At 39.5% G+C, this 22,050-nt stretch carries 19 protein-coding genes; 10 read left to right on the top strand and 9 right to left on the bottom strand.

Annotated features, from left to right (window positions below):
• Nucleotides 1–66 precede the first annotated feature (66 nt).
• A complete protein-coding gene (gene gorA, locus QQK09_RS10165; protein WP_284204024.1) occupies nt 67–1,431 on the top strand; it encodes a glutathione-disulfide reductase in 1,365 nt (454 codons plus the stop codon).
• A gap of 63 nt (nt 1,432–1,494) precedes the next feature.
• On the opposite strand, the gene QQK09_RS10160 is transcribed toward gorA, so the two are convergent.
• Both QQK09_RS10160 and QQK09_RS10155 read right to left on the bottom strand, forming a co-directional pair.
• Nucleotides 1,495–2,961, bottom strand: a complete 1,467-nt coding sequence (locus tag QQK09_RS10160) for an FUSC family protein (RefSeq protein ID WP_284204023.1) — start codon at nt 2,959–2,961, stop codon at nt 1,495–1,497.
• A 43-nt stretch (nt 2,962–3,004) separates the two neighbouring features.
• Nucleotides 3,005–3,448, bottom strand: a complete 444-nt coding sequence (locus QQK09_RS10155; RefSeq protein WP_284204022.1) for a tellurite resistance TerB family protein — start codon at nt 3,446–3,448, stop codon at nt 3,005–3,007.
• A gap of 121 nt (nt 3,449–3,569) precedes the next feature.
• On the opposite strand from QQK09_RS10155, the gene QQK09_RS10150 reads away from it, so the two are divergent.
• The gene (locus QQK09_RS10150) at nt 3,570–4,220 is read left to right on the top strand and encodes a thioredoxin domain-containing protein (protein ID WP_284204021.1); all 651 of its coding nucleotides are present in this window, start codon (nt 3,570–3,572) and stop codon (nt 4,218–4,220) included.
• Nucleotides 4,221–4,300: 80 nt separating this feature from the next.
• Here QQK09_RS10150 and QQK09_RS10145 read toward each other — a convergent pair whose 3' ends face one another.
• Nucleotides 4,301–5,905, bottom strand: a complete 1,605-nt coding sequence (locus tag QQK09_RS10145) for an ABC-F family ATPase (RefSeq protein ID WP_284204020.1) — start codon at nt 5,903–5,905, stop codon at nt 4,301–4,303.
• Nucleotides 5,906–6,296: 391 nt separating this feature from the next.
• Here QQK09_RS10145 and QQK09_RS10140 point away from each other — a divergent pair, with 391 nt between their 5' ends.
• The 4 genes from QQK09_RS10140 to QQK09_RS10125 all read left to right on the top strand — a co-directional run bounded on the left by QQK09_RS10140 (nt 6,297) and on the right by QQK09_RS10125 (nt 12,024).
• Nucleotides 6,297–7,700, top strand: coding sequence for an aminotransferase class V-fold PLP-dependent enzyme (locus QQK09_RS10140; protein ID WP_284204019.1), 1,404 nt, complete (start codon nt 6,297–6,299; stop codon nt 7,698–7,700).
• 93 nt (nt 7,701–7,793) lie between these two features.
• The gene (locus QQK09_RS10135) at nt 7,794–8,720 is read left to right on the top strand and encodes a transporter substrate-binding domain-containing protein (protein WP_284204018.1); all 927 of its coding nucleotides are present in this window, start codon (nt 7,794–7,796) and stop codon (nt 8,718–8,720) included.
• An 11-nt stretch (nt 8,721–8,731) separates the two neighbouring features.
• Nucleotides 8,732–11,071: a putative bifunctional diguanylate cyclase/phosphodiesterase gene (locus QQK09_RS10130; RefSeq protein ID WP_284204017.1), complete on the top strand. Its 2,340-nt coding sequence runs from the start codon at nt 8,732–8,734 to the stop codon at nt 11,069–11,071.
• A 101-nt stretch (nt 11,072–11,172) separates the two neighbouring features.
• Entirely contained in the window at nt 11,173–12,024 is an 852-nt protein-coding gene (locus tag QQK09_RS10125; protein WP_284204016.1) for a thymidylate synthase, read from the top strand.
• A gap of 118 nt (nt 12,025–12,142) precedes the next feature.
• Here QQK09_RS10125 and QQK09_RS10120 read toward each other — a convergent pair whose 3' ends face one another.
• Nucleotides 12,143–13,072, bottom strand: a complete 930-nt coding sequence (locus QQK09_RS10120; protein ID WP_284204015.1) for an NADP-dependent oxidoreductase — start codon at nt 13,070–13,072, stop codon at nt 12,143–12,145.
• Between the two features lie 41 nt (nt 13,073–13,113).
• The gene (gene ohr, locus QQK09_RS10115) at nt 13,114–13,536 is read right to left on the bottom strand and encodes an organic hydroperoxide reductase Ohr (RefSeq protein WP_284204014.1); all 423 of its coding nucleotides are present in this window, start codon (nt 13,534–13,536) and stop codon (nt 13,114–13,116) included.
• 170 nt (nt 13,537–13,706) lie between these two features.
• Between ohr and ohrR the strand changes: the two genes are divergently transcribed.
• Nucleotides 13,707–14,150 carry a transcriptional regulator OhrR gene (gene ohrR / locus QQK09_RS10110; RefSeq protein WP_284204013.1) on the top strand — a complete coding sequence of 148 codons (444 nt, stop codon included), beginning with the start codon at nt 13,707–13,709 and terminating at the stop codon, nt 14,148–14,150.
• Nucleotides 14,151–14,173: 23 nt separating this feature from the next.
• Here ohrR and lgt read toward each other — a convergent pair whose 3' ends face one another.
• Entirely contained in the window at nt 14,174–14,980 is an 807-nt protein-coding gene (gene lgt / locus QQK09_RS10105; protein ID WP_284204012.1) for a prolipoprotein diacylglyceryl transferase, read from the bottom strand.
• A 471-nt stretch (nt 14,981–15,451) separates the two neighbouring features.
• On the opposite strand from lgt, the gene sstT reads away from it, so the two are divergent.
• Nucleotides 15,452–16,672 carry a serine/threonine transporter SstT gene (sstT, locus tag QQK09_RS10100; protein WP_284204011.1) on the top strand — a complete coding sequence of 407 codons (1,221 nt, stop codon included), beginning with the start codon at nt 15,452–15,454 and terminating at the stop codon, nt 16,670–16,672.
• 44 nt (nt 16,673–16,716) lie between these two features.
• Here the strand turns inward: sstT and ptsP are convergent, their stop codons facing one another.
• A complete protein-coding gene (ptsP, locus tag QQK09_RS10095) occupies nt 16,717–18,990 on the bottom strand; it encodes a phosphoenolpyruvate--protein phosphotransferase (protein WP_284204010.1) in 2,274 nt (757 codons plus the stop codon).
• Between the two features lie 14 nt (nt 18,991–19,004).
• Nucleotides 19,005–19,547 (bottom strand): RNA pyrophosphohydrolase, encoded by a 543-nt coding sequence (gene rppH / locus QQK09_RS10090; protein WP_284204009.1) that lies wholly within the window; start codon nt 19,545–19,547, stop codon nt 19,005–19,007.
• 585 nt (nt 19,548–20,132) lie between these two features.
• Between rppH and mutH the strand changes: the two genes are divergently transcribed.
• Together mutH and QQK09_RS10080 are read left to right on the top strand one after the other, a co-directional pair.
• Complete coding sequence (gene mutH / locus QQK09_RS10085) at nt 20,133–20,801, top strand: DNA mismatch repair endonuclease MutH (protein WP_284204008.1); 669 nt, start codon at nt 20,133–20,135, stop codon at nt 20,799–20,801.
• 85 nt (nt 20,802–20,886) lie between these two features.
• Nucleotides 20,887–21,213: an early set domain-containing protein gene (locus tag QQK09_RS10080; RefSeq protein ID WP_284204007.1), complete on the top strand. Its 327-nt coding sequence runs from the start codon at nt 20,887–20,889 to the stop codon at nt 21,211–21,213.
• Nucleotides 21,214–21,316: 103 nt separating this feature from the next.
• Here the strand turns inward: QQK09_RS10080 and QQK09_RS10075 are convergent, their stop codons facing one another.
• Nucleotides 21,317–21,865: a DUF2301 domain-containing membrane protein gene (locus tag QQK09_RS10075; protein ID WP_284204006.1), complete on the bottom strand. Its 549-nt coding sequence runs from the start codon at nt 21,863–21,865 to the stop codon at nt 21,317–21,319.
• Between the last annotated feature and the right edge of the window lie 185 nt (nt 21,866–22,050).

Raw genomic sequence — 22,050 nt, 5'->3', positions numbered from 1 at the left:
TAGCGTGCAGCGCCTGAACTTAGGACATACAATTCCTATTACTATTAAAAAACAACGAGGTTAGCGATGAGCGAACAACAATTTGATTTTGATTATATCTGTATTGGTGGTGGTAGTGGTGGTATCGCTTCTGCAAATCGTGCATCTATGTATGGCGCTAAAGCCGCTATCATTGAAGCAAAAGAGTTAGGCGGTACCTGTGTCAATGTAGGGTGTGTTCCTAAGAAAGTAATGTGGCATGGGGCACAGGTTGCTGAAGCGATTAATTTATATTCAGAAGATTATGGTTTTGATGTTGATGTTAAAAGTTTTAGCTGGGCTAAGATGGTCGAAAATCGCCAAGCCTATATTGGCCGTATTCATGACTCATACGATCGCGTATTAGGTAATAACAATGTTGAAGTTATCAAGGGATTTGCAACTTTTGTAGATAAAAATACGGTTGAAGTAGACGGTAAACACTACACAGCAAAACATATCACCATTGCAACGGGCGGTCGCCCTTCTATTCCTAATGTTCCCGGTGCAGAGTTTGGTATCGATTCAAACGGTTTCTTTGAAATTGTAGAGCAGCCTAAACGTGTGGCTGTGGTTGGTGCTGGTTATATTGCGGTAGAGATAGCAGGTGTATTAAGCGCACTAGGTACAGAGACACATATTTTTGTCCGTAAAGAGTCACCATTGCGTAGCTTTGATCCCTTAATTATCGATACGTTAGTTGAAGTAATGGCAGCAGAAGGACCAACCTTACATACGCATTGCACACCTAAAGAAGTGGTAAAAGAGGCTGATGGTAGCCTGACATTACATCTGGAAAATGGCGAATCATACAATGTTGATACGTTAATTTGGGCTATTGGTCGTCACCCTGCAACCGATAGTATTAATTTGGCAGCAACGGGTGTTGAAACCAATGCACGCGGCTTTATTAAGGTAGATGAATACCAAGAAACCAATATTCCTGGTATCTACTGTGTTGGCGATATCATGGAAGGCGGTGTTGAACTGACCCCTGTTGCAGTTAAAGCTGGTCGCCAGTTATCTGAGCGTCTGTTTAATAATAAACCTGACGCTAAAATGGATTACAGCCTGATTCCTACGGTTGTATTTAGCCATCCACCGATCGGTACGATCGGCTTAACAGAGCAACAAGCGATTGAGCAGTATGGTGAAAAAAGCGTAAAAGTTTATCAATCAGGCTTTACCTCAATGTACACCGCGGTGACTAAGCATCGCCAACCTTGTAAAATGAAACTAGTTTGTGCTGGCGACAATGAGGTTGTAGTCGGTTTACACGGTATTGGTTTTACGGTTGATGAGATGATTCAAGGTTTTGCAGTTGCCATGAAAATGGGTGCAACGAAAGCAGATTTTGATGCGGTTGTCGCTATTCACCCGACAGGTTCGGAAGAGTTTGTCACGATGACATAATAAACTCACCTGAGTAACACAAGCCTAGAGGCATCATTCCACTAGGCTTGTATTTTATAATTATTAGCATTTCTGTGTTATGGGTGCACGAAATAAGTGAATATAAAACTGCGCGACTATCAAAGCAAACATCATATAAACCAACATTGATAAAGACATTTCAAGGTCATAGACAGGCGTTAAATGCAATGCCCCCATCGTCATCATCATCATCACGTTGCCACCTATCACACGAAAACCGAGTTGTTGTGGTTTATAAAACACTTTCCACAGTGCAAAAATATTAACAAAATAAAAGATCGCCAGTTGCCACATTTCAGTGAATCCCGGCAATAAAAATACATATTGAGCGATATACAATACGCCAAAGCCTAAATAGCCAATCATCCAGTCTTTAACGACATTATCAGGCATTGCCGCTAAAATAGTGGCAAAAACACCCGCATTCAATGGAAACATATAACTATCGGGTATCGGCAGATATATCCATAACGCCATTGAGGTAACAAAAATAGAAACCGCTTTGAGTGCTTTTTTCCCATCAAGCAAATAATTCTTTTTCGCTAGTAAACTAGATTTCGCCTGTTCGGGTAAATACCGGTAGGCGACAACAATCCGCTTTGGACAAGCCATCTTTTTTACGCTTTTATAATCAACCGTTGTATCTAAAGAGATCTCGATTGCGCTTTCCAGTAATTTTAAATAAGCGATGGTTGATTGCAATAACAGTAGCGGATTTTTGATAGGGGCTTGTTTATCATTAAAAGGCCCCCGTATCGTCCCCTCTGTACGTAACTTATTCTGTAAAAGAGACAAGCAGTATTGCGCAACAAACATCGCTTTAACACGATCTTTCCATAGCTGTCGGTACTGTGACAGTCGATAACTGCCCTTTAATGGCATGCTCACTAAGTCATCTAAAATTTGAATGTTAGCATTTAATTGAGGCGTATTATTCGTCTCTGAGAGCGCTTGTTTTTGGGTACTAAAGACTAATCTTTCATAGGCAGCGAGCTGTTTTTTTCTTACTTGAGAAAACAGTAAAAAAAATGCCTCCTCAGATTCTTTTGGCCATATAAATCGATAGGTGAGTGAATAGATAATGACACCTAAAAAGGTTTCTTGTAAACGTAACAGCAAAATCGTAAAGGTAGACTCACTATTAAATCCACCTACCGAAGCGACAATCAAGCAGACAATAAAACTGATGGTGGCAATATAACCATATTTTTTATGGCTTGACATAAAAACACAAAAGGCAAGCATCAGAGTTAGCGAAGCTAAAAATAAAAAGCGCTCTTGTGAAAACAAGCTGATTAACAGCACGCCGCTTGCTGCGCCTATAATCGTGCCTAAAATTCGATTTCTACCCTTATGAATAGCATGACCAAAGGATTCATTCATGCCCATCACTAATGCAGCCATACCAGCCCAATAAGGTTTATCCCACTCTAACCAGAGTGCAAAACAGATAGCAAAAGTCACAGCAAAGGCTATTTTTATCGCTTCTTTTGTGGCTTGTTGCGGCATTTAATTTCCTTGAAATCTGGTAGATATAATAATGTAAGGTTGATTAAAGCGTAGCTACAACTTTTAATTTTGTATGGATAAACTCACTATGAGGGACATAAAGCAACCCAGCTACACGACGAATAACTGCCTCTTCAATCTCACCTAAGTGATTATCAGCATAAGCAACACGCCACATCATTTCAATGATGCTAACGCGTGATTCGTGGGTAAGGTCTGACAGCAAAGAGGTAAAATCAAAGATAGAGGTCGACGTTAACATATCTTGCTCAGCAACCTCGATAATGTCGTTCACTTCATTCTCTTCGAGATTGAGTTGCTTCATCAAGCTATTTTTTATTGCTAAACGTTCTAGGTCGGACGTTTCATGATCAGCATGGCTCACTGCACACAGCAATGACGCAATCGCAAAACGTTGGTCTGGTTTATCTGTATCATCTTCAAATTTGAATAATGATGAGAGGTAATCGGTTAGTTTTTTAATCAAAATAACACCCTTAATTGATTATGTTTGACCTCCCTGCAACATGTATTATCCTTTTGTAATAGAAGCGAATTAAAAATTCACTCAAACTATTTCACCTACTGTATAGATATAAGGCAATATGATGAAATTTAAACCCCTAGCTCTTAAAATATCATTAAAAAAAATAGTGGCAAGCTTGCTCTTCAGCCTTTTTTTGAGCGGTTGTAACGAAACAGTCGCCCCCATTCAAGGTGTACAGTATCGACTACTCCCAGAAACCTTGAATAGCAACAATTTTTCACCTGTCACAGAGGTGTTTTCATTAACCTGTATTCACTGTCGGCAAATGGAGGATTTAATTCCTGCATTGCAAAGGTCGATAGGACAAAAAATCACTAAACTACATGTCGCCTTTAACCAACCTGCTTATATCGCATCAATGTTTTATTATGCGGCAGAGATGCAAACCGGTGCAATCCCCGATTACTACTTCTTAGTTGATCTGTTTACCGCAATGCAGCTGCCAGAAAGTAGTAGTGATGAGGCATTTCAAAAAGCAATGATTGAAGTGTTTGAGTCGCGTGGGTTAATAAGCCCCATTAACTACAACGATCAGCAATTTGAAGCACTGTCTAAACGTGTTGACGACGTATCACGCCTATCAGATAAAACACAGATTCAGTCGGTGCCTACTTTTATTGTAAGAGGCAAATATCAAGTTATCGCTTCTGCACATGACTCAAAGCAAGAGCTTGCCGAAACGATTAAATACCTTTTAGCAAAGAAAAGTTAATTTATTCAAGGTGCAAATAAAAAAGCACGAGGATAATCTCGTGCTCATTTTAGCTTTTAGCTGTTTATACTTTAATCACATTAAGCGATTTTGCGTGCTTCTTCTTGGCTTGAAAGATATTCATCTAACGTACCCTGGAAGTTAACCACTTTTTTATCTTTGATATCGATAATACGTGTCGCTAGCGATGAAACGAATTCACGGTCATGGCTTACTACGATTAATGTACCTTCAAACTCTTTAAGTGCATTATTCAAGGCTTCAATGGCTTCCATATCCATGTGGTTGGTTGGCTCATCCATAATCAGTACGTTTAAATCAGACATCATCAACATACCAAATAACAGACGGTTTTTCTCACCACCAGAACAGTTACATGCTTTTTTATTTGCATCGTCATCACTAAACAGTAAACGTCCTAACATGCCACGTACCATTAAATCGTTATGACAAGATCTGCGCCATTGCGACATCCAATCCATGATGGTTAATTCATTTTCAAACAACTTACCGCTGTCCTGTGGGCAATAACCGATAGTCGCATTATCAGACCATTTAACAACGCCTTCTTTATTTTCTAACTCGTTAACTAAACAACGTAAGAACGTTGTTTTACCCACGCCATTTTCACCAATGATCGCTAGTTTGGCACCCGCTTCTAAAATAGCGTCGCCTCCTTCAAACAACATTTCATCGTCAAAGCCATGACCTAGGTTTTCTAATACAAGCGCTTGGCGGTGCATTTTTTTACCCGCGCCAAAGCTTAAGTTCGGGCTAATACGGCTTGATGATTTAACATCATCTAACTTAATTTTATCCATTTTTTTAGCACGAGAACTCGCTTGTTTCGCCTTTGATGCATTTGCCCCAAAACGGTTAACAAAGTCTTGTAACTCAGCAATTTCAGCACTTTTCTTCTCATTACCTGATAATAACTGTTCGCGTAACAATGCAGACTGCTCTAAAAAGTATTCATAGTTACCAGGGTAAATGCGTAATTCACCGTAATCAATATCAGCCATGTGTGTACAAACTGAATTTAAGAAATGGCGATCATGCGAGATGATGATCATGGTGCATTTACGCTTGTTCAACTCACCTTCTAACCAGCTGATCGTATGAATATCCAAGTTATTGGTTGGCTCATCAAGTAACAATATTTCAGGGTTTGCGAATAGCGCTTGTGCTAGTAAGACACGTAGTTTCCAGCCCGGTGCCACCTGTTGCATTAATCCGTAATGAAACGATTCTTCAATACCAGCTTCTAATAAGATTTCACCCGCACGACTTTCTGCACTGTAACCGTCCATTTCAGCAAACTGACTTTCAAGATCACCAACACGCATGCCGTCTGCTTCTGTCATCTCTGGGTTTGCGTAGATTGCATCACGCTCTTGTTTGATTTCCCATAATGCAGTGTCACCCATAATAACGGTATCAATCACGCTAAATGCTTCAAAAGCGAACTGGTCTTGGCTCAATGTACCCACTTTAAATCCAGGCGTAATTGATACGTTGCCAGACGTTGGTACTAATTCACCACTAAGAATTTTCATGAAAGTCGATTTACCACAACCGTTAGCGCCGATTAAACCATAACGGTTACCGTGACCAAATTTAGCAGAGATATTTTCAAACAATGGCTCAGGGCCAAATTGCATAGTGATATTAGAAGTTGCAAGCACAGTGATATTCCTAGTTTTAGCTAATTGATATTAACTAGCGAACTAGCAATATTGCATAAGGGGTTACATAAAAATTTAATGATAAACATAATCGATATCGAAAAGGGGTTTATTCGGTCGCGCAGTATACAGCAAAAAAACGTGATCCCTATCTAATCTTTGCATTTAATTGAACATTTTTTAAACGTTTTAAACTAGCGCTCAAAAAAAATTAAATAATAGACTTTTTTTGAATCGCAAATTTACATTATTGGCAAGAAAAAATATCGATAAAATTGATCAACTTCTTATTTATAACCTTTGAAATTATAAACTTACAATGTTACTGATTGAAAATAGTAATATGATTGATTATCAATATCTTGCTAACATTTTATAAATGGAGTTAACAATGGAAACAAAGGATTGTAACAACACACCTGAACTGAGCCGTCGTCATTTTCTAAAAAGCAGCGCAGGCATTGCCTTAGCGGGTCTAGGTGCAACAATGGTAAGCGGTAATGCGCAGGCAGGACATCGTTGGGATAATAACAATAACCATCATTCAGATAAGAACTTCTGGAAGAAAGTAGAAAAAGAGTTCACTCTCGATAAAAAAACTACCTACATGAATATTGGTACAACAGGTTCAATGCCAGAATCAGTATTACAGTCATACAACAAGAATAACCAAATTGTCGCAAGTAACCCTTGGGATATGCAGGATAAATTTGGTGGCTGGCCTTACGTTTCAGAGATGGTCGCTAAAATCGCACCAGGCTTTGGCGCTCAAACAAATGAAATAATATTAAGCCGCAATACTACTGATGGCATGTGTACAATTCTTAACGGATTACATTTTGAAGCAGGAGATGTGATTTTAACAACTCATCATGAACATGTTGCAGGGAACTCACCTTTCCACGTTGTAAGCGAACGCTATGGTGTTGAAGTGGTTTACCTCGATATTCCTGTTTATACGCCAGATAATGAGATCAGCGCACAAGACTTTGTTGATGTCTTTGCTGATGCCGTTGAAAAATATGGTGCTAGCGTACGCTTAATCAGCTTCTCTCACATCACTTATAAGACAGGTACAACCTTACCCGCTAAGCGTATCTGTCAAGAAGTTGCGATTCCGAATAGTATCCCTACATTAATCGATGGCGCGCATACAATTGGTATGCTTAACCTTGACTTCAATGATATGGACTGTGATTTTTATGTAGGTTCTGGTCATAAATGGCAATGTGGACCTGGCGCTACAGGTATTTTATACGTTCGTGATAATGCGACACGCCTCGATAACTACTGGGCAGATAGAGAAAACCCATTATGGTTTATTAACTCATCATTAGGGCACGCTAGCTACCTAGGTACACAATTACAGCTTCAATATGTAGGTAACGATAACTACCCAGCTAAACAAGCTTTGTGTGATGCCTGTAATCTATGGGATGAGATTGGACGCGATAAGATTGAAGCACGCGTTTTGCATTTAAGCCAACTGTGTAAGACTCTTTTGCAAGCAGCTTTTCCAACAGCACAACTTTATGCACCTAATGTTCCTGAGCTAAGCAGTGGTCTAACCACCTTTAATCCTTTTTCTGATCAAACTGATTTGGTTATATTAACCGAGTTAAGGGATAGATTACGTGAAGAGACAGGTTTTATTATCAGAACCACTGATTTTAAACTATTCTCTAATGATGCGACGGATGTACACGCGCTGCGTATCTCTACACATCTATTTCATAGTGAACAGGATGTCGTAGAATTGGTCGATGCATTACAGCAAGTTTTCCAAACGATGTAAGTGTAAATAACCACGATTCAGCCAGATACAATTGGCAAATCGTGGTCCACCCTTTTATAATACAAATAGCGCAGTTGATTGTAAGGACACTACATGCCACACAAGATAAAACCACATCTTTTTTTACTTCATTTTATCATTATTTCCACTCTATTTTTTTCGCAATTCATACAAGCAAGAGACCTTGCAGAGATAAAGGCAGACGGTGTTTTACGCCATATTGGTGTTACCTACGCAAACTTTATAACCCAAGATAAACAGGGCGACAAGACCATTGAAGGCGGGCTTGATGTTGAATTAATGCAAGGTTTTGCAGAGCATATTGGCGTGCAATACGAATATGTAGAAGCGACTTGGGCAAATGTATTCACTCTGCTTAATGGCGAAAGCGCTCACTATAAAAACGGACAAGTTGTTATTGGTGAGTTCAAGCAAGCGATAGCGGGTGACGTGATTGCCAATGGTGCAACGATTCTTGAATGGCGTAAACAGGTCGTTGATTTCTCAGACGAATACTTCCCTTCTGCAGTATGGTTAATCGCCCGCTCAGACTCTATGCTCACACCGATTACCCCAGGTGACTCTATTGAAGATGATATTATTCAAGTAAAAGAACTGATTAAAGGCGTTGATGTGATGGCAATGAAGCATTCATGCTTAGACCCGGACCTGTATAACCTAGATGTAACAGGAGCGAATGTCATTTTACCGATCAAAGCACGCAAGCTAAATGAGATGATTCCTGCGATTTTAAATAATGATGCTGAGAGCACCTTACTTGATGTACCTGATACGTTAATTGCGCTACAAAGATGGCCAGGTGAGATTAAAGTGATCGGCCCTATCTCAGATGAGCAAAGAATGGCTGTTGCCTTTCGCAAAAACTCTCCTGAATTACGCCATGCATTTAATTTATACTTAAGACAACTAAAAAAAGAGGGAACCTATAACCGCCTGGTGAAAAAATATTATCCTTCTGTTTTCCATTTTTATGATGACTTTTTCCAACCAAAGTCATGAGCTAATCGATAATGAAATTACCTAGATTCATAACTGGCAAAACCGCTATTGTAGCAGCAGGCATCGTACTTGCGGCTTATCTCGTTCTTATTTTAACGGTCATTAATCTAGGACAAAATAGACTTAAGGCATCACAGCATAACGAGCTAGAATTAAAAGTTGCCCACTACGCTTATACCTTAAGTTATTTTTTTAATGTCTCACAAGACAATATGAGCGTACTAGCAAACGATAAAACCATGACCACTTTCTTCCATAATCGTAGCTCAGGCATGTCGATGGCGTACGGATTAAGTGCAAGCCTATTCAAGTTAGAAACACTGATAAAAAAAATAAAGACCAAAAGAACCATCAATGATGAACCTATTTTTAACAGAATTTCTCTTATCAACCTCGACGGTACTCTTGTTACAGATACCAAAAGTAACGCCTTTGAATTAGGCGCAATAAATATCCAAAAGCTGCTCCAAGAAAAGCAATTGATTCATATCGAGCAACTAGAAAATGATATCAGCATCAAATTGTTACAACTTGTTTATCTCAATGGTGACCCAATCGCTTTTATTACTGCAGAAGTAAATAATGGGATAATTATTCAGCAATTAACCGCCCAAGAATATCTCGGTAGCGGCAGTCATTTAGAGTTAACCTCAGAAAAAGGTAACCTGTTTATTTGGGATTCATTAGAAATTCCACGCAGAGCGAAGAAGCGAGAGCTTACCGAAGGCGACTATTTACTGTTTTTAGAACAACCGATAAAAAGAACCCCATTAACGCTCATTGGTTGGTATGAACCGGTCAATAATCAAGATCTATTTACCTCACATTGGTTTGTTGTGGTGATATCGATATTGGCAGTCCCGGTTATTTTTGGCCTCTACTTCCTAATTCGTATCGAGCACAATAATACCATTTTGCAAACAGAGGTGAGTTTATCACAGCAGCAGAGGGAACAACTTTCTGTGCATAACTACCAGTTAGAAAAAGAGGTAAGTAAACGTATTGCCTCCGAAAAAGTGCTTCAATATCAAGCAACACATGATTCATTAACCGATCTTGCCAATCGTAATTATAGCCTCAGCCAACTCGGCGATTACATTGAGTTGAGTAAGCGTAATCACAGTAAAATTTTACTGATGTATATTGACCTAGACAATTTTAAACATATCAATGATACGCTCGGACATAGTGCTGGTGATCAAGTGTTAGTTGAGTCAAGTGAGCGATTACTCCAGGCAGTTCGTGTATCGGATACTGTTGCACGTTTGGGTGGCGATGAGTTTTTACTGATTTTACCCGATTTGAAAGACACGCAAGAAGCAACACTGCTCGCGGCTAATATATTGACCCTTTTTGAACAGCCTTTTCATGTCCAAGGCCATGAGTTTTTTACCTCCACCAGCATCGGTTTATCCATTTATCCGCAGGATGGTGAGACACCCGATACACTGTTAAAGTGTGCAGATATGGCTTTATATCGCGTGAAAGATAATGGCCGAAATAGTTTTAGTTTTTATAATTCAACAATGAATGCCAATGTACTACGCAACGTCAATATTAACCGCCGTTTACGTTATGCTATCGATAATGGCAAGCTAGAGATGTACTACCAGCCATTAATCAACCTACAGACGGGTAAAATATGTGGTGCTGAAGCATTAATGCGCTGGACTGATGAAGAGCTTGGTTTTGTTCCACCGGATGAATTTATTTTATTGGCTGAACGTAATGGTCTCATTCACCAACTCGGTGATTTTGCACTCACACAAGCATGCCAACAAGCCGCTAAATGGCAGGCAATTTCACCGATGCAGATTGCGGTTAATTTTTCTAGTGTACAATTTCGTGATTGTCATGCTCTATTGGCAAAAATTATCGCAGTGCTTGATAAAACAGGACTGCCAAAATCGAAGCTTGATGTAGAGGTAACTGAGAGCTTAATGATTAGCCAAGAAAGTGAACTCAGTAGTATGCTCGCAGAGTTACGTCATTTAGGTATTCAGCTCAGTATTGATGATTTTGGTACAGGTTATTCGGCACTGAGTTACCTGCAAAAATATGCATTTAGTAAACTAAAAATCGATCGTGCCTTTGTGATGAACCTATCTGAAAATGAAGCAGATAGATCATTAGTAAAAGCGATTATTGCAATGGCTAAAGCACTCAACTTAAAAGTCGTTGCCGAAGGGATAGAAGAGCAAGCTCAAGCAGATTTCTTGAAGAGATTAGATTGTGAATATGGTCAAGGTTATCTATTTAGTAAACCGTTACCCGCTGATGAATTTGAGAAACTACTCATTGAAGATAACCTTTCGCCGATTCAAGAACTTCCTAATAGCTATATAATATAGCCTTAGAAACTCAATTATAAATTGAAATTCACACTTAAATTTAAACCTGAAAGTGTATACTTCAAACAAACCAAGAATGAATTTGAAGAGTAATAAAACCGATGAAGCAATATTTAGAGTTAAGCCGAAGAATCGTTGAACAAGGTAAATGGGTTGAAAACGAACGCACAGGAAAACGCTGCCTAACCGTTATCAATGCAGATCTAACCTACAACGTTGATAGTAATGAATTTCCATTAATTACTACCAGAAAAAGTTTTTGGAAAGCAGCTATTGCAGAGCTTCTTGGTTACTTACGTGGTTACAGTAATGCTGCAGATTTTCGTGCAATTGGCTGCAACACATGGAATGCCAATGCCAACGACAATGCCGATTGGTTAAACAACCCAAGCCGTAAAGGTGAAGATGATATGGGCTTTGTTTACGGTGCAGTGGCGCGTAATTTCCCTAAACCCGATGGCGGCAGTATTGATTTAGTACGTAAAGTCGTTGATAACTTATCAAAAGGGATAGATGACCGAGGCGAGATTATTACTTTCTATCACCCTGCTTCTTTCCATTTAGGGTGCCTAAGACCGTGCATGTTCCAGCATCAGTTTTCTATTCTTGATGGTTACTTGTATCTGAATAGCTACCAACGCTCGTGTGATGTGCCGCTTGGTCTCAACTTCAATCAAGTACAGGTTTACACACTGCTTGCATTGATGGCACAGATCACCGGATTAAAACCGGGAAAAGCGTATCACAAGATTATTAATGCACACATCTACGAAGATCAGCTTGAATTAATGCGTGATGTGCAACTGACGCGTGAACCTTTTGCTTCGCCACAACTGCATATCAACCCTAAAATTAAGACCTTCGAAGATCTAGAAACCTGGGTAACACTGGATGATTTCTCGATCACCGGTTACGAACATCATGAGTCAATTAAGTACCCGTTTTCGGTATAGTTTTACAGCTATCGGCTTTTAGCGTTCAGCTGTAAGTAAAAAAGCCAGATCATGTTCAATGATCTGGCTTTTCTGTTTTAACTGATCGCTGACAGCTAATGACTGACAGCTTATTTTATCAATTAACTTCTATCACGATTTTACCGCGTGTACGACCTGACTGACTTTGTAGATGTGCCGCTTCAATCTGTTCTAATGAGAAACGATGCTCAATCAAAGGTGTTAGTTGATCTGCTTCTACTAGCTTATTTAGCTCGGTTAAAATACGACTACTTGGCTCAATAAATACAAAAGCGGATTTTACCCCATACTGTTTTGCTTTCTCTTCACTTGGTGGCTCAACCACAGACACTAACATTCCGCCCGCTTTTAACAGCTCCCATGAGTTTGCTTGTATCTCACCGCCCATGGTATCAAATACGATATCAACCGCTTCAACCTGCTCAGTTAGCGCACCTAATGCATAATCAACAGCTTGGTCAGCACCAAGTTCAGTAAGTAGTGCTTGATTTGCGGCAGAAGCAGTTGCAATAACAAACGCCCCTTTTGCTTTAGCAATTTGAATCGCTAGATGACCAACACCACCTGCTCCTGCATGAATCAATACGCGTTGCCCCGCTTGTACTTGACTAACATCAACAAGACACTGCCATGCAGTAATACCCGCTAGTGGTAAAGCAGCTGCCTGTGCAAAATCTAATTTATCGGATTTTAATACCACTTCACTGGCTTTAACTGCAATGTAATCTGCATAACTACCATCGCGAGCAATATCGGGCCGACTAAATACTTCATCCCCAACTTTAAAATCGGTTACTTCTGTTCCAACTTGCGTTACCACACCCGCGACATCCCAACCCAGTGTCACTGGTAATTTATAAGGGATAAATTGCTGTAGGTACCCCTCTCTGATCTTCCAATCAACCGGGTTAATCGCCGCAGCCTTCACGTTAATTAAGATATCATCGGCATTAATCGTTGGCGTATCAATTTGATCTAACTGTAATGTTTCCGTACCACCATACTGGTGAATTCTCACTGCGCGCATAATATGTTCCTTTTCTGAAAGTTAGTAAATTTTGCTGATGATTAAAGTGCGATGCCGTTTACTGTCAATTTCACATCGATATTGCCACGTACTGCATTTGAATATGGGCATACCTGATGTGCAGTTTTCACTAATTCAACCGCAGCTGCTTGTTCTAATTCAAGGTTGACGGCTAGCGCAACAGTGAGTGCAAAACCACCGTTTTCATTTGGGCCAATGCCCACGGTTGCCGTTGTAGGTGCAGCTTTAATAGCGATCTTTGCTTCACTGGCTACGTGTAAAATTGCATTTGAAAAACAAGCTGAGTAACCAGCCGCAAATAGCTGTTCAGGGTTCGTAGCAGCACCTGTACCGCCCATCTCTTTTGGATAACTCAATGCAACGTCTAGTTTTTTATCATCAGTGGTCACTTGTCCATTACGGCCTGCATTTGCTGTTGCTGAAGTGGTATATAAAGTCGTCATCATCATTCCTTAATTAGCTTGTTTAATGTAATTTAAATAATTGCAAGCAACCTAGTTGCGCACAATCTATTTTTGTATGCTAATTGAGTTTTCAACATAAAGCAAGTATATTGTGCACAATCTATTTAATATTAAATGTTACTTTTTATCTGTATATAGGCTAATAATTTATGAAAACAACAGAAACATCATCCAATCTTTTACTCGATAAACAGATCTGCTTTGCACTATATAGCGCTTCCAATGCAATGGGTCGTGCCTATCGCCCTTTACTAACCACACTGGATTTAACCTATTTACAATATATTGTGATGATGGTGCTATGGCAGTATTCAACCATGAATGTGAAAGAGCTTGGCAATAAAGTACACCTAGATTCAGGTACGTTAACGCCACTGTTGAAACGCTTAGAAGCAAAAGGATTAATAATCAGAGCACGAAGTAAAGAGGACGAACGAGTGCGTATTATCAGCCTATCAGATCAAGGCAGCGAGATGCGAGACAAGGCTGAACAAGTGCCCACAGAGATGCTTTGTAAATCAAAAATGACAATAGAAGAGCTCACAATATTAAAGCAAAGTTGTGAGCTCTTACTGGAGAACCTAAAAGAGTAAAGTCTATTAATTTATACAGATATTTACTTTTTAGCGTCTGTTTTTTTAGCAGAATAAGCGTAAGCAATTAATGCAATGCCCGCGATCACCATCGGCAATGACAGTATCTGCCCCATGGTTAAACCAAAGGTTAAGAAACCAAGTTGGGCATCAGGTTCACGTGCAAACTCAACGATAATACGGAAAACACCGTAGCCTAGTAGGAATAACCCGGCAACTGAACCTGCTGGACGAGGTTTACGAATAAACAGTACCAGGATAATAAACAATACCACGCCTTCTAATGCAAACTCATAGAGTTGTGAGGGATGGCGTGGAAAGGGCCCCGCATTATGGAAGACAACACCAAATGGTGAATCAGTCACACGTCCCCAGAGCTCTGAGTTGATAAAATTACCAATGCGCCCAGCGCCTAAACCAACCGGTAATAATGGCACGATAAAATCACCGACCGATAGGATAGAACGTTTGTTTTTTAGTGCGTAAAAAATAATTGCACTAACGACACCGATCACGCCGCCATGAAACGACATGCCCCCTTCCCAGATTCTAAATAGGTAGAGTGGATTATCCATAAATTGTGAGAATTGATAAAACAGGACATAACCAGTACGCCCGCCTAAGATGACGCCCATAAAACCATAAAAGAGCAGGTCACTCGCTTGTTCACGCGTCCAAACACCATTTGAACGGTCGCATTGGCGATTCGCCATCCAAAATGCAAATAGAAACCCAACCAGGTACATCAAGCCATACCAACGAATATCAAGTGGACCAATACTAATTGCAATAGGGTCAATCACAGGTAAAACAAAATTTGAAGCCGACATGTCTATGCTCTTTTGGGTAAAATAAAGGAATAATAACAATTGCTTGAGCAATAGAGAATCGTTACACCAAAATTAGTTCGATTGTATGGCGAACCTCACTCTCCACCACTTACCTTTCTCCTAATGCCCTCGCGCTCTTATACCCTGCTATTATTCGTCTTCTGGATAGCAATTAAAAAAATAATTTTAATAACAAATATGATCTTACAGGGTGAAATATTTAACCATTCACATACAATACCTGCGCATAATGCCAAGGTGGCGTTATAAAATTCACTGCATAGTCATAAACGGATTTTGATCGTCGTTACTATTTTGGTGCAATATTCGTCGCACAGACAAAGACAACGGTTTTATTGCAAGGAGGCAAGCTCCCCAATCAATATCCAGTCCTCAACAGTGACCAATTTTAGCCCCGCTCATAGCAACGATAATATTCTGTGCATCAATTTGTTTAAACAGGTAAGTTATATGACTCCCACACCCACTCTTTTTCAACGATATTTAAACGGTAGCTTAGTGCTACAAATTGTTATTGGTATTTTTGCAGGTATTTTACTTGCTTCTTTTGCCCCAGAAACGGCTCTTTCATTGTCTTTTTTCGGTAGCTTATTTGTTAGCGCATTAAAAGCAGTGGCACCTATTTTAGTTTTTGTACTGGTTGCGTCTTCGATTGCAAATCAGCAAAAAGGCACACATACCAACCTTAAGCCCGTTATCCATTTATACCTTATCGGTACCTTGCTAGCAGCCACAACAGCGGTACTTGTGAGTGTATTGTTCCCAACAACACTGGTATTAACGGCAACAGATATTCAAGCGACACCACCTGAAGGTATCCTTGAAGTATTAAATACATTATTGTTTAAAATTGTTGATAACCCAGTAAACGCATTAGTAACAGCAAACTTTATCGGTATTTTAGCGTGGGGTATTGGTCTTGGTTTTGCATTGCAACATGCAAATAACAGCACCAAAAAAGCACTACATGATGTGTCTAATGCAATCACTAAGATTGTGCATATGGTTATCCGCTTTGCACCAATTGGTATCTTTGGGTTAGTCGCACAAACCGTTGCAGAAACAGGCTTCTCTGCACTGTTAGGTTATTCACACCTATTATTAGTATTGATTGGCTGTATGGTATTAATTGCATTAGTAGTTAACCCTGCTTTGGTTTATCTGAAGCTACGCACTAATCCATACCCATTGGTATTTCAATGCCTACGTGAATCAGGCGTAACGGCATTCTTTACCCGTAGCTCTGCGGCAAATATCCCTGTGAATATGGAACTTTGTAAAAAATTAGACCTACATGAAGATACCTACTCAGTTTCTATTCCACTGGGGGCAACGATCAACATGGCGGGCGCATCAATTACCATTACCGTATTAACACTGGCAGCAGTGCATACATTAGGTATTGAGTTTGATATCGCAACAGCGATTCTTTTAAGTGTGGTAGCAGCAGTTTCTGCCTGTGGGGCTTCTGGTGTTGCCGGCGGTTCTTTGTTACTTATTCCACTTGCCTGTAGCCTGTTTGGCGTGCCAAATGATGTTGCGATGCAAGTTGTTGCAGTTGGTTTCATCATCGGCGTTATTCAAGACTCAGCAGAAACAGCATTAAATAGTTCAACAGATGTATTGTTTACAGCAGCAGCTTGTCGTGCAGAAGAGCTAAAAAACAGTTAAATAGTTATCAGCTCTCAGCCGTCAGCTTTGAACTGATGGCTGTTTTATGATTTACCGGCTCGGATAAACCCTCCGAGCCCTTTTTCATCTAAAAAGTTAACAAAAATAGTACGTATTTCCAAACCACTATTCACTTGCAACGCTTGTTCAATACAATCTTCTAATTCATGCTTCGATACTTTTTTTATCAAGTATTTTACTTTACCCATATTATTAGCATTCATACTCAGTTTGTTATAACCCAATCCAAGTAGAATCATTGAACCTATCGGATCGCCCGCTAACTCACCACAAATACTAATTTCAATATCATAGGCTCGCGCATTTTCCATGATCATTTTCAAACACTGCAGTACTGCAGGGTGATAACTATCGTAGAGTGATGCAACTCGGCTATTATTACGATCAACTGCAAGCAGATATTGAATAAGATCATTACTGCCAATAGAAAGGAAATCAAGTTGCTGAGCAAGCTGCCTAATAATAAAAATAGAGGCAGGCACCTCAATCATTGCCCCAATATGGGGTAATGGAAATTCATCTGCAGATAACTCTAGCTCATATTTTATCTCGTTCCATGCTTGATGAATGAGTAACTTAGCCTCAACCACCTCTTCGATGGCACTTACCATGGGTAACAAAATACGCAGGTTTTGTGTTTCAAGATTGGCTCTTAACATGCCACGAATCTGCATTAAAAATATTTCAGGGTGATCCAGTGTTAAACGGATCCCTCGCCATCCAAGAAATGGATTCTCTTCAACAATGGGGAAGTAACTCAGTTGCTTGTCGCCGCCAATATCAAGGGTACGCATGGTGACAGAGACGTTGGTATATTGTTCCAACAACGCTTTGTAAATGTTGACCTGCTCTAGTTCGGTAGGAAATACATCCGTGAGCATGAAAGGCAACTCACTACGGTATAGACCAATACCGTTAAAATGCCCCTCAACAGCCCCATGCTGGTTAGCGTTAAGACCCGTGTTTAGCAGTATCTCTATCTCTTCACCATCGAGCGTTATCGCTTGCTTATGCTCTCCTGAAGAAACCAGTACTTTTAACTCATTTTCTTCATTGAGCAGTTGTTGGTAATGTTGTAATAATTCAGGGGTTGGCAGCATCACTACTGAGCCAGCATAACCATCGATGATCAGTGGCTGATTATTGAGCTTAGTGAGCGATAATGGTAACCCCATTACGGCAGGTACACCCAGCGCACGAGCTAATATAGCCACATGCGAACTAATACCACCGTGTACCGAGATAATACCCTGTAAGTTTTTAGGTGGGATACTAGCAAGCATCGATAAGGTCACCTCATTGGCAACCAATATCAGCTTATCCGGTAGCTCAACATTATCATCAACCTGCTGTGTGAGATGGTATAAAAGACGCTGTGCAACATCGCGAATATCACTAGCACGCTCTTTCAAATAACTGTCTGTCATCGCTTCAAACTGTCGAATATAGGACTCCGACACAACCTTGATCGCGCTTGACGCAGTTAACTTATGTTCATTAATTTGCAGGCGAATGGCGCTTAGAAAAGCGTTATCTTTTAATACATGCGAATATATATCAAACATTGCAAAAGCTTCTTTAGAAAGTTGCTCTTTTAAAGTAATGGCCATGTTAGAAAATTCATCACTGCATTTTTTGACCATCATCTCAAACAGTAAAATCTCTTTGATAGAGGATTTACTTTTCTCTATCTTTACTTCATCAAGGGTAAGAATAGGACGCACAACATGAGCAGGTGCAATCGCTATACCCGAGCTCGCGGGACTGCCTTGAATATGTAATGAACGACTAGGTTGCTGGTGCTCATCAATCTGTAGACGTAAACCGGAATTAGCCAAGACGCTAGATAGGTGCATCGCGAGCGTAAATAAGAAGGATTCTTCAAGCTCACTAAAAAGGCGTGGTGTTTTTTGCTGTGCAACCAACACCCCTAAAACCTGGCGTTGGTGAATAATTGGCGTGCCTAAAAAAGAGTTAAAACTATCTTCTTGGCTGCCAGGTAGAAATTTATAATGTGGATGTTCGCTGATATTAGCGAGATTAAAGGGTTCGCCTTTTTGGTGAATTAAACCAACAATACCTTCACCAAATTTGAGATGTTGTAACTCCCCCCCTTCTCTTAACAAGCCTTCGCTGGCCATTAAATTTAATTGTTGAGCATTCTCATCAGTAATATAGATTGAGCAGCAGTCGACTTCCATGACTAATCGAGTCTGCTTAACTAAAGTATCCATCGCCATGGCTAAGTTGGTTGCACTGCCAACTTGTTCAACAATATGACGTAACTGACTTAACATCTAACCCCCTTGAATTAATTGCCCTTATTATAAGGACGACGATGACGTTTAGCTCTTTTTTTCTCGCTATTACTCTTCATTAATGAAAATGCAACCGCTGAGAATTCCTTTAATGCCTTACGGTAAACCTCACGCTTAAATGACACAACTTGACGAACGGGGTACCAGTAAGTTACCCAGCGCCAATCATCAAATTCCGGGTGACCACAAGCCTCAAACTCAATTTGCTTATCATCACTTATCAATTGTAATAAAAACCAGCGTTGTTTCTGACCGATACACACCGGCTCTGGAGAATCCCAGCGAACTAAACGTTTTGGTAGCTTATAACGCAACCAAGAACGTGTACTTGCTAACAACTTAACATCTTCAGGTTTCAGACCAACTTCTTCATATAACTCTCGATACATCGCCTGTTCAGGCGTTTCACCCTCTTTAATTCCCCCTTGAGGAAATTGCCATGAATGCTGTCCGTATCGTTTCGCCCATAAAACTTGACCATTTTTATTACAGATGATGATACCTACATTGGGACGATAGCCGTCAGTATCTATCACTAAAAACACCTTTAAAGATTAGACCATTACCTTTTTGTTCTTCTTATTAGGTAAGGTTCTAAATTAAAATAATGGGGCATTCTTTCACAGAAACCCTGCCCCATCAAATTGATATGCAAGAAAGTGATACATATCCACGAAAACTGTGTATAAGTTTGTGCATAATGATCTTCTGTCCTATGGAAAGATCTTTTAATGAATATGCAAGATCTTTGTTTATTTTGTTTTTTTACCTTAAATTCTTTTTTTATCAATACGTTACTGTTTATTGCATTCTTTCAATTTTAAGTATCTGTATTTAAAAACAGTAGTAATAATTCACATTGCAATGTGAATATCTTGCAAGGTCAAAAAACAACCACTTCCATTCACAATATGAACTTTTGCTGTAAAATACGACAAAGATCTCATTTTTTTGAAAAATATTCGAATTAAAAGCACAACTGTAATAGAACATCTTAATGATCAAGAGTTACCCACACAAAAAGTGGATAACTCTGTGTAAGCTCCTTGATAAAGAGATGAATAACATTAATTAACGACTGTCACTTTAATAACAGTAATGTTGTAGACATGAGAGAAACAATGATTCCACCCCCAAAATCCACTGCAGAGTTATTAACACTTTGTGAAAACATTGCAGGCCACTCATTAAGAGAGCTTGCTGATTTAGCAGGCATTAAGATGGCAAAAGATCTGCGCACTAACAAAGGTTGGGTAGGTCAGCTGATTGAATGGCATTTAGGTGCAACAGCAGGTAGCAAGCCAGAACAAGACTTTAAACACCTCGGTATTGAGCTGAAAACAATTCCCATTGACCAATTTGGTAAAGTATTAGAAACCACTTTTGTTTGTTCAACACCTATTTTTAATACCACCGGGTTAACTTGGGAAAACAGCAATATCTGCAATAAGTTGAGCCAAGTATTATGGGTCCCCGTGCAGGGTGAACGTTCCGTACCGCTGCCTGAACGCATTGTTGGTAGTGGCTTTTTATGGTCAGCTTCAGAGTACCAAACACACCTTTTAAAGAGTGATTGGCAAGAGTTAATGGAGAAGATAGCACTCGGAAAGATCGAGTCGATCAGCGCACGAGATGGCGAGGTATTACAACTCCGCCCCAAGGCTGCTAATGGCAGTATATTAACCGAAGCCTATGGCGAAGATGGCGAGATAATCAAAGTACGCCCGCGTGGGTTTTATCTTAAAAAAGCATTTACGCAATCGATTATCAACCAACAATTTGAAATCTAATGTAAAAAAATCAAAAACGGCTAGAAATCAACCGTTAGTTCCAGTAAATTATAAGTACCCTTTATAACTTTGTGAGTTAATAATTATGACCATTAAAAAGCAATACTTAAAATCTAAACCTGAAGTTAAAATTACTTTCGAAATTGAAAAGAAAGATGCACCAAATGCAGACACTATAACGCTACTTTCAGAGCATAATAATTGGCAAGCGATTGAGTTTACAAAGCTTAAAAGCGGTAAATTTAAAACTGTCTTTAATGTACCAACCAATAAAATTGAGAGTTTTCAATACACCTTTCAAGTCATTGATGCAGATAAGCAACAGATGATGCTACTGCCAATGGGTGCTGATGATTATGTTGATAATGGCATGACAGATGGCGGGAAAAATGCGGTACTAAAAATAGCTTAACCCCTATTTTAAATATCTCAGCGGTGACTTAGTGTATTATTTGGAAAGTGAAATAGTTTACTTTCGTGTTTCACACAGTAAACATTCACTTCCAATAATAAACTTAAATTTGGTATTTACTGCGGTCACCTAAATCAAAATGCAGTGGCATATTTATTTTTCGCCAAGCCATATATAAATATAATAATGATGCTAGCACTAATGCGCAGGCAGCCCAATCATTAAAAGACAAAACAACCAAAAGCCATGATGCAACAAGCAAGGGTGGTGTACTTTTGAGCAGCGTTAAAGAAAAACAAAAGCTCTCTTTATAAGCAAGACCTGATAGGGTAACGATCAGCGCACCAAAGCTTAAATAGGCAACCCACAATCCCGTTGTAACAAAACTCACTGCGACTAACCAACAACCAATCCAGGTCGCATTAACTAAAAACCAACGTATCCGTTTATCATAAATATGTAACGAACTTGCCTGCAACAAACTACCAAATGCCAGCAAGATTAGTATTTGTTTAAACCACAATGGATAGAAAATTTGCTGCAGTGCTATGCAGAACAGTGCTAGCCCAGTAATCACCATGCCCAGGCGATAGGTAAGGATCGTTGCTTTATCAATATTATCCAGGATCTCTTTAGTATTAGGATCTGCCATTACTTATTCCTTAATTTAACTTCCCATTAATAATTATCCTGTACTATTCATACAGAAAAATATCCGTGACTTCTAATAAGTAGGCAGTCATTTTAAAATAATAGCCCATGATAGTGCACTAATTGGTTAGTTCACTCGTAGTTACCTATTATTTTGCTCTAAAAAGAAAATCTTACCTCTCGTAT

The sequence above is a fragment of the Psychromonas marina genome, assembly GCF_030161115.1.
In the GTDB taxonomy this organism is placed as follows: Bacteria; Pseudomonadota; Gammaproteobacteria; order Enterobacterales; family Psychromonadaceae; genus Psychromonas; species Psychromonas marina.
This window is presented reverse-complemented; position numbering and strand designations above follow the sequence as displayed.

Excerpts from the sequence above, each read along its gene's own strand:
- gorA (WP_284204024.1), top strand. The coding sequence starts at position 67 with ATGAGCGAACAACAATTTGATTTTGATTATATCTGTATTGGTGGTGGT.
- QQK09_RS10160 (WP_284204023.1), bottom strand. The coding sequence starts at position 2,961 with ATGCCGCAACAAGCCACAAAAGAAGCGATAAAAATAGCCTTTGCTGTG.
- QQK09_RS10150 (WP_284204021.1), top strand. The coding sequence starts at position 3,570 with ATGAAATTTAAACCCCTAGCTCTTAAAATATCATTAAAAAAAATAGTG.
- QQK09_RS10140 (WP_284204019.1), top strand. The coding sequence starts at position 6,297 with ATGGAAACAAAGGATTGTAACAACACACCTGAACTGAGCCGTCGTCAT.
- QQK09_RS10135 (WP_284204018.1), top strand. The coding sequence starts at position 7,794 with ATGCCACACAAGATAAAACCACATCTTTTTTTACTTCATTTTATCATT.
- QQK09_RS10130 (WP_284204017.1), top strand. The coding sequence starts at position 8,732 with ATGAAATTACCTAGATTCATAACTGGCAAAACCGCTATTGTAGCAGCA.
- QQK09_RS10125 (WP_284204016.1), top strand. The coding sequence starts at position 11,173 with ATGAAGCAATATTTAGAGTTAAGCCGAAGAATCGTTGAACAAGGTAAA.
- QQK09_RS10120 (WP_284204015.1), bottom strand. The coding sequence starts at position 13,072 with ATGCGCGCAGTGAGAATTCACCAGTATGGTGGTACGGAAACATTACAG.
- ohr (WP_284204014.1), bottom strand. The coding sequence starts at position 13,536 with ATGACGACTTTATATACCACTTCAGCAACAGCAAATGCAGGCCGTAAT.
- ohrR (WP_284204013.1), top strand. The coding sequence starts at position 13,707 with ATGAAAACAACAGAAACATCATCCAATCTTTTACTCGATAAACAGATC.
- lgt (WP_284204012.1), bottom strand. The coding sequence starts at position 14,980 with ATGTCGGCTTCAAATTTTGTTTTACCTGTGATTGACCCTATTGCAATT.
- sstT (WP_284204011.1), top strand. The coding sequence starts at position 15,452 with ATGACTCCCACACCCACTCTTTTTCAACGATATTTAAACGGTAGCTTA.
- ptsP (WP_284204010.1), bottom strand. The coding sequence starts at position 18,990 with ATGTTAAGTCAGTTACGTCATATTGTTGAACAAGTTGGCAGTGCAACC.
- mutH (WP_284204008.1), top strand. The coding sequence starts at position 20,133 with ATGATTCCACCCCCAAAATCCACTGCAGAGTTATTAACACTTTGTGAA.
- QQK09_RS10080 (WP_284204007.1), top strand. The coding sequence starts at position 20,887 with ATGACCATTAAAAAGCAATACTTAAAATCTAAACCTGAAGTTAAAATT.
- QQK09_RS10075 (WP_284204006.1), bottom strand. The coding sequence starts at position 21,865 with ATGGCAGATCCTAATACTAAAGAGATCCTGGATAATATTGATAAAGCA.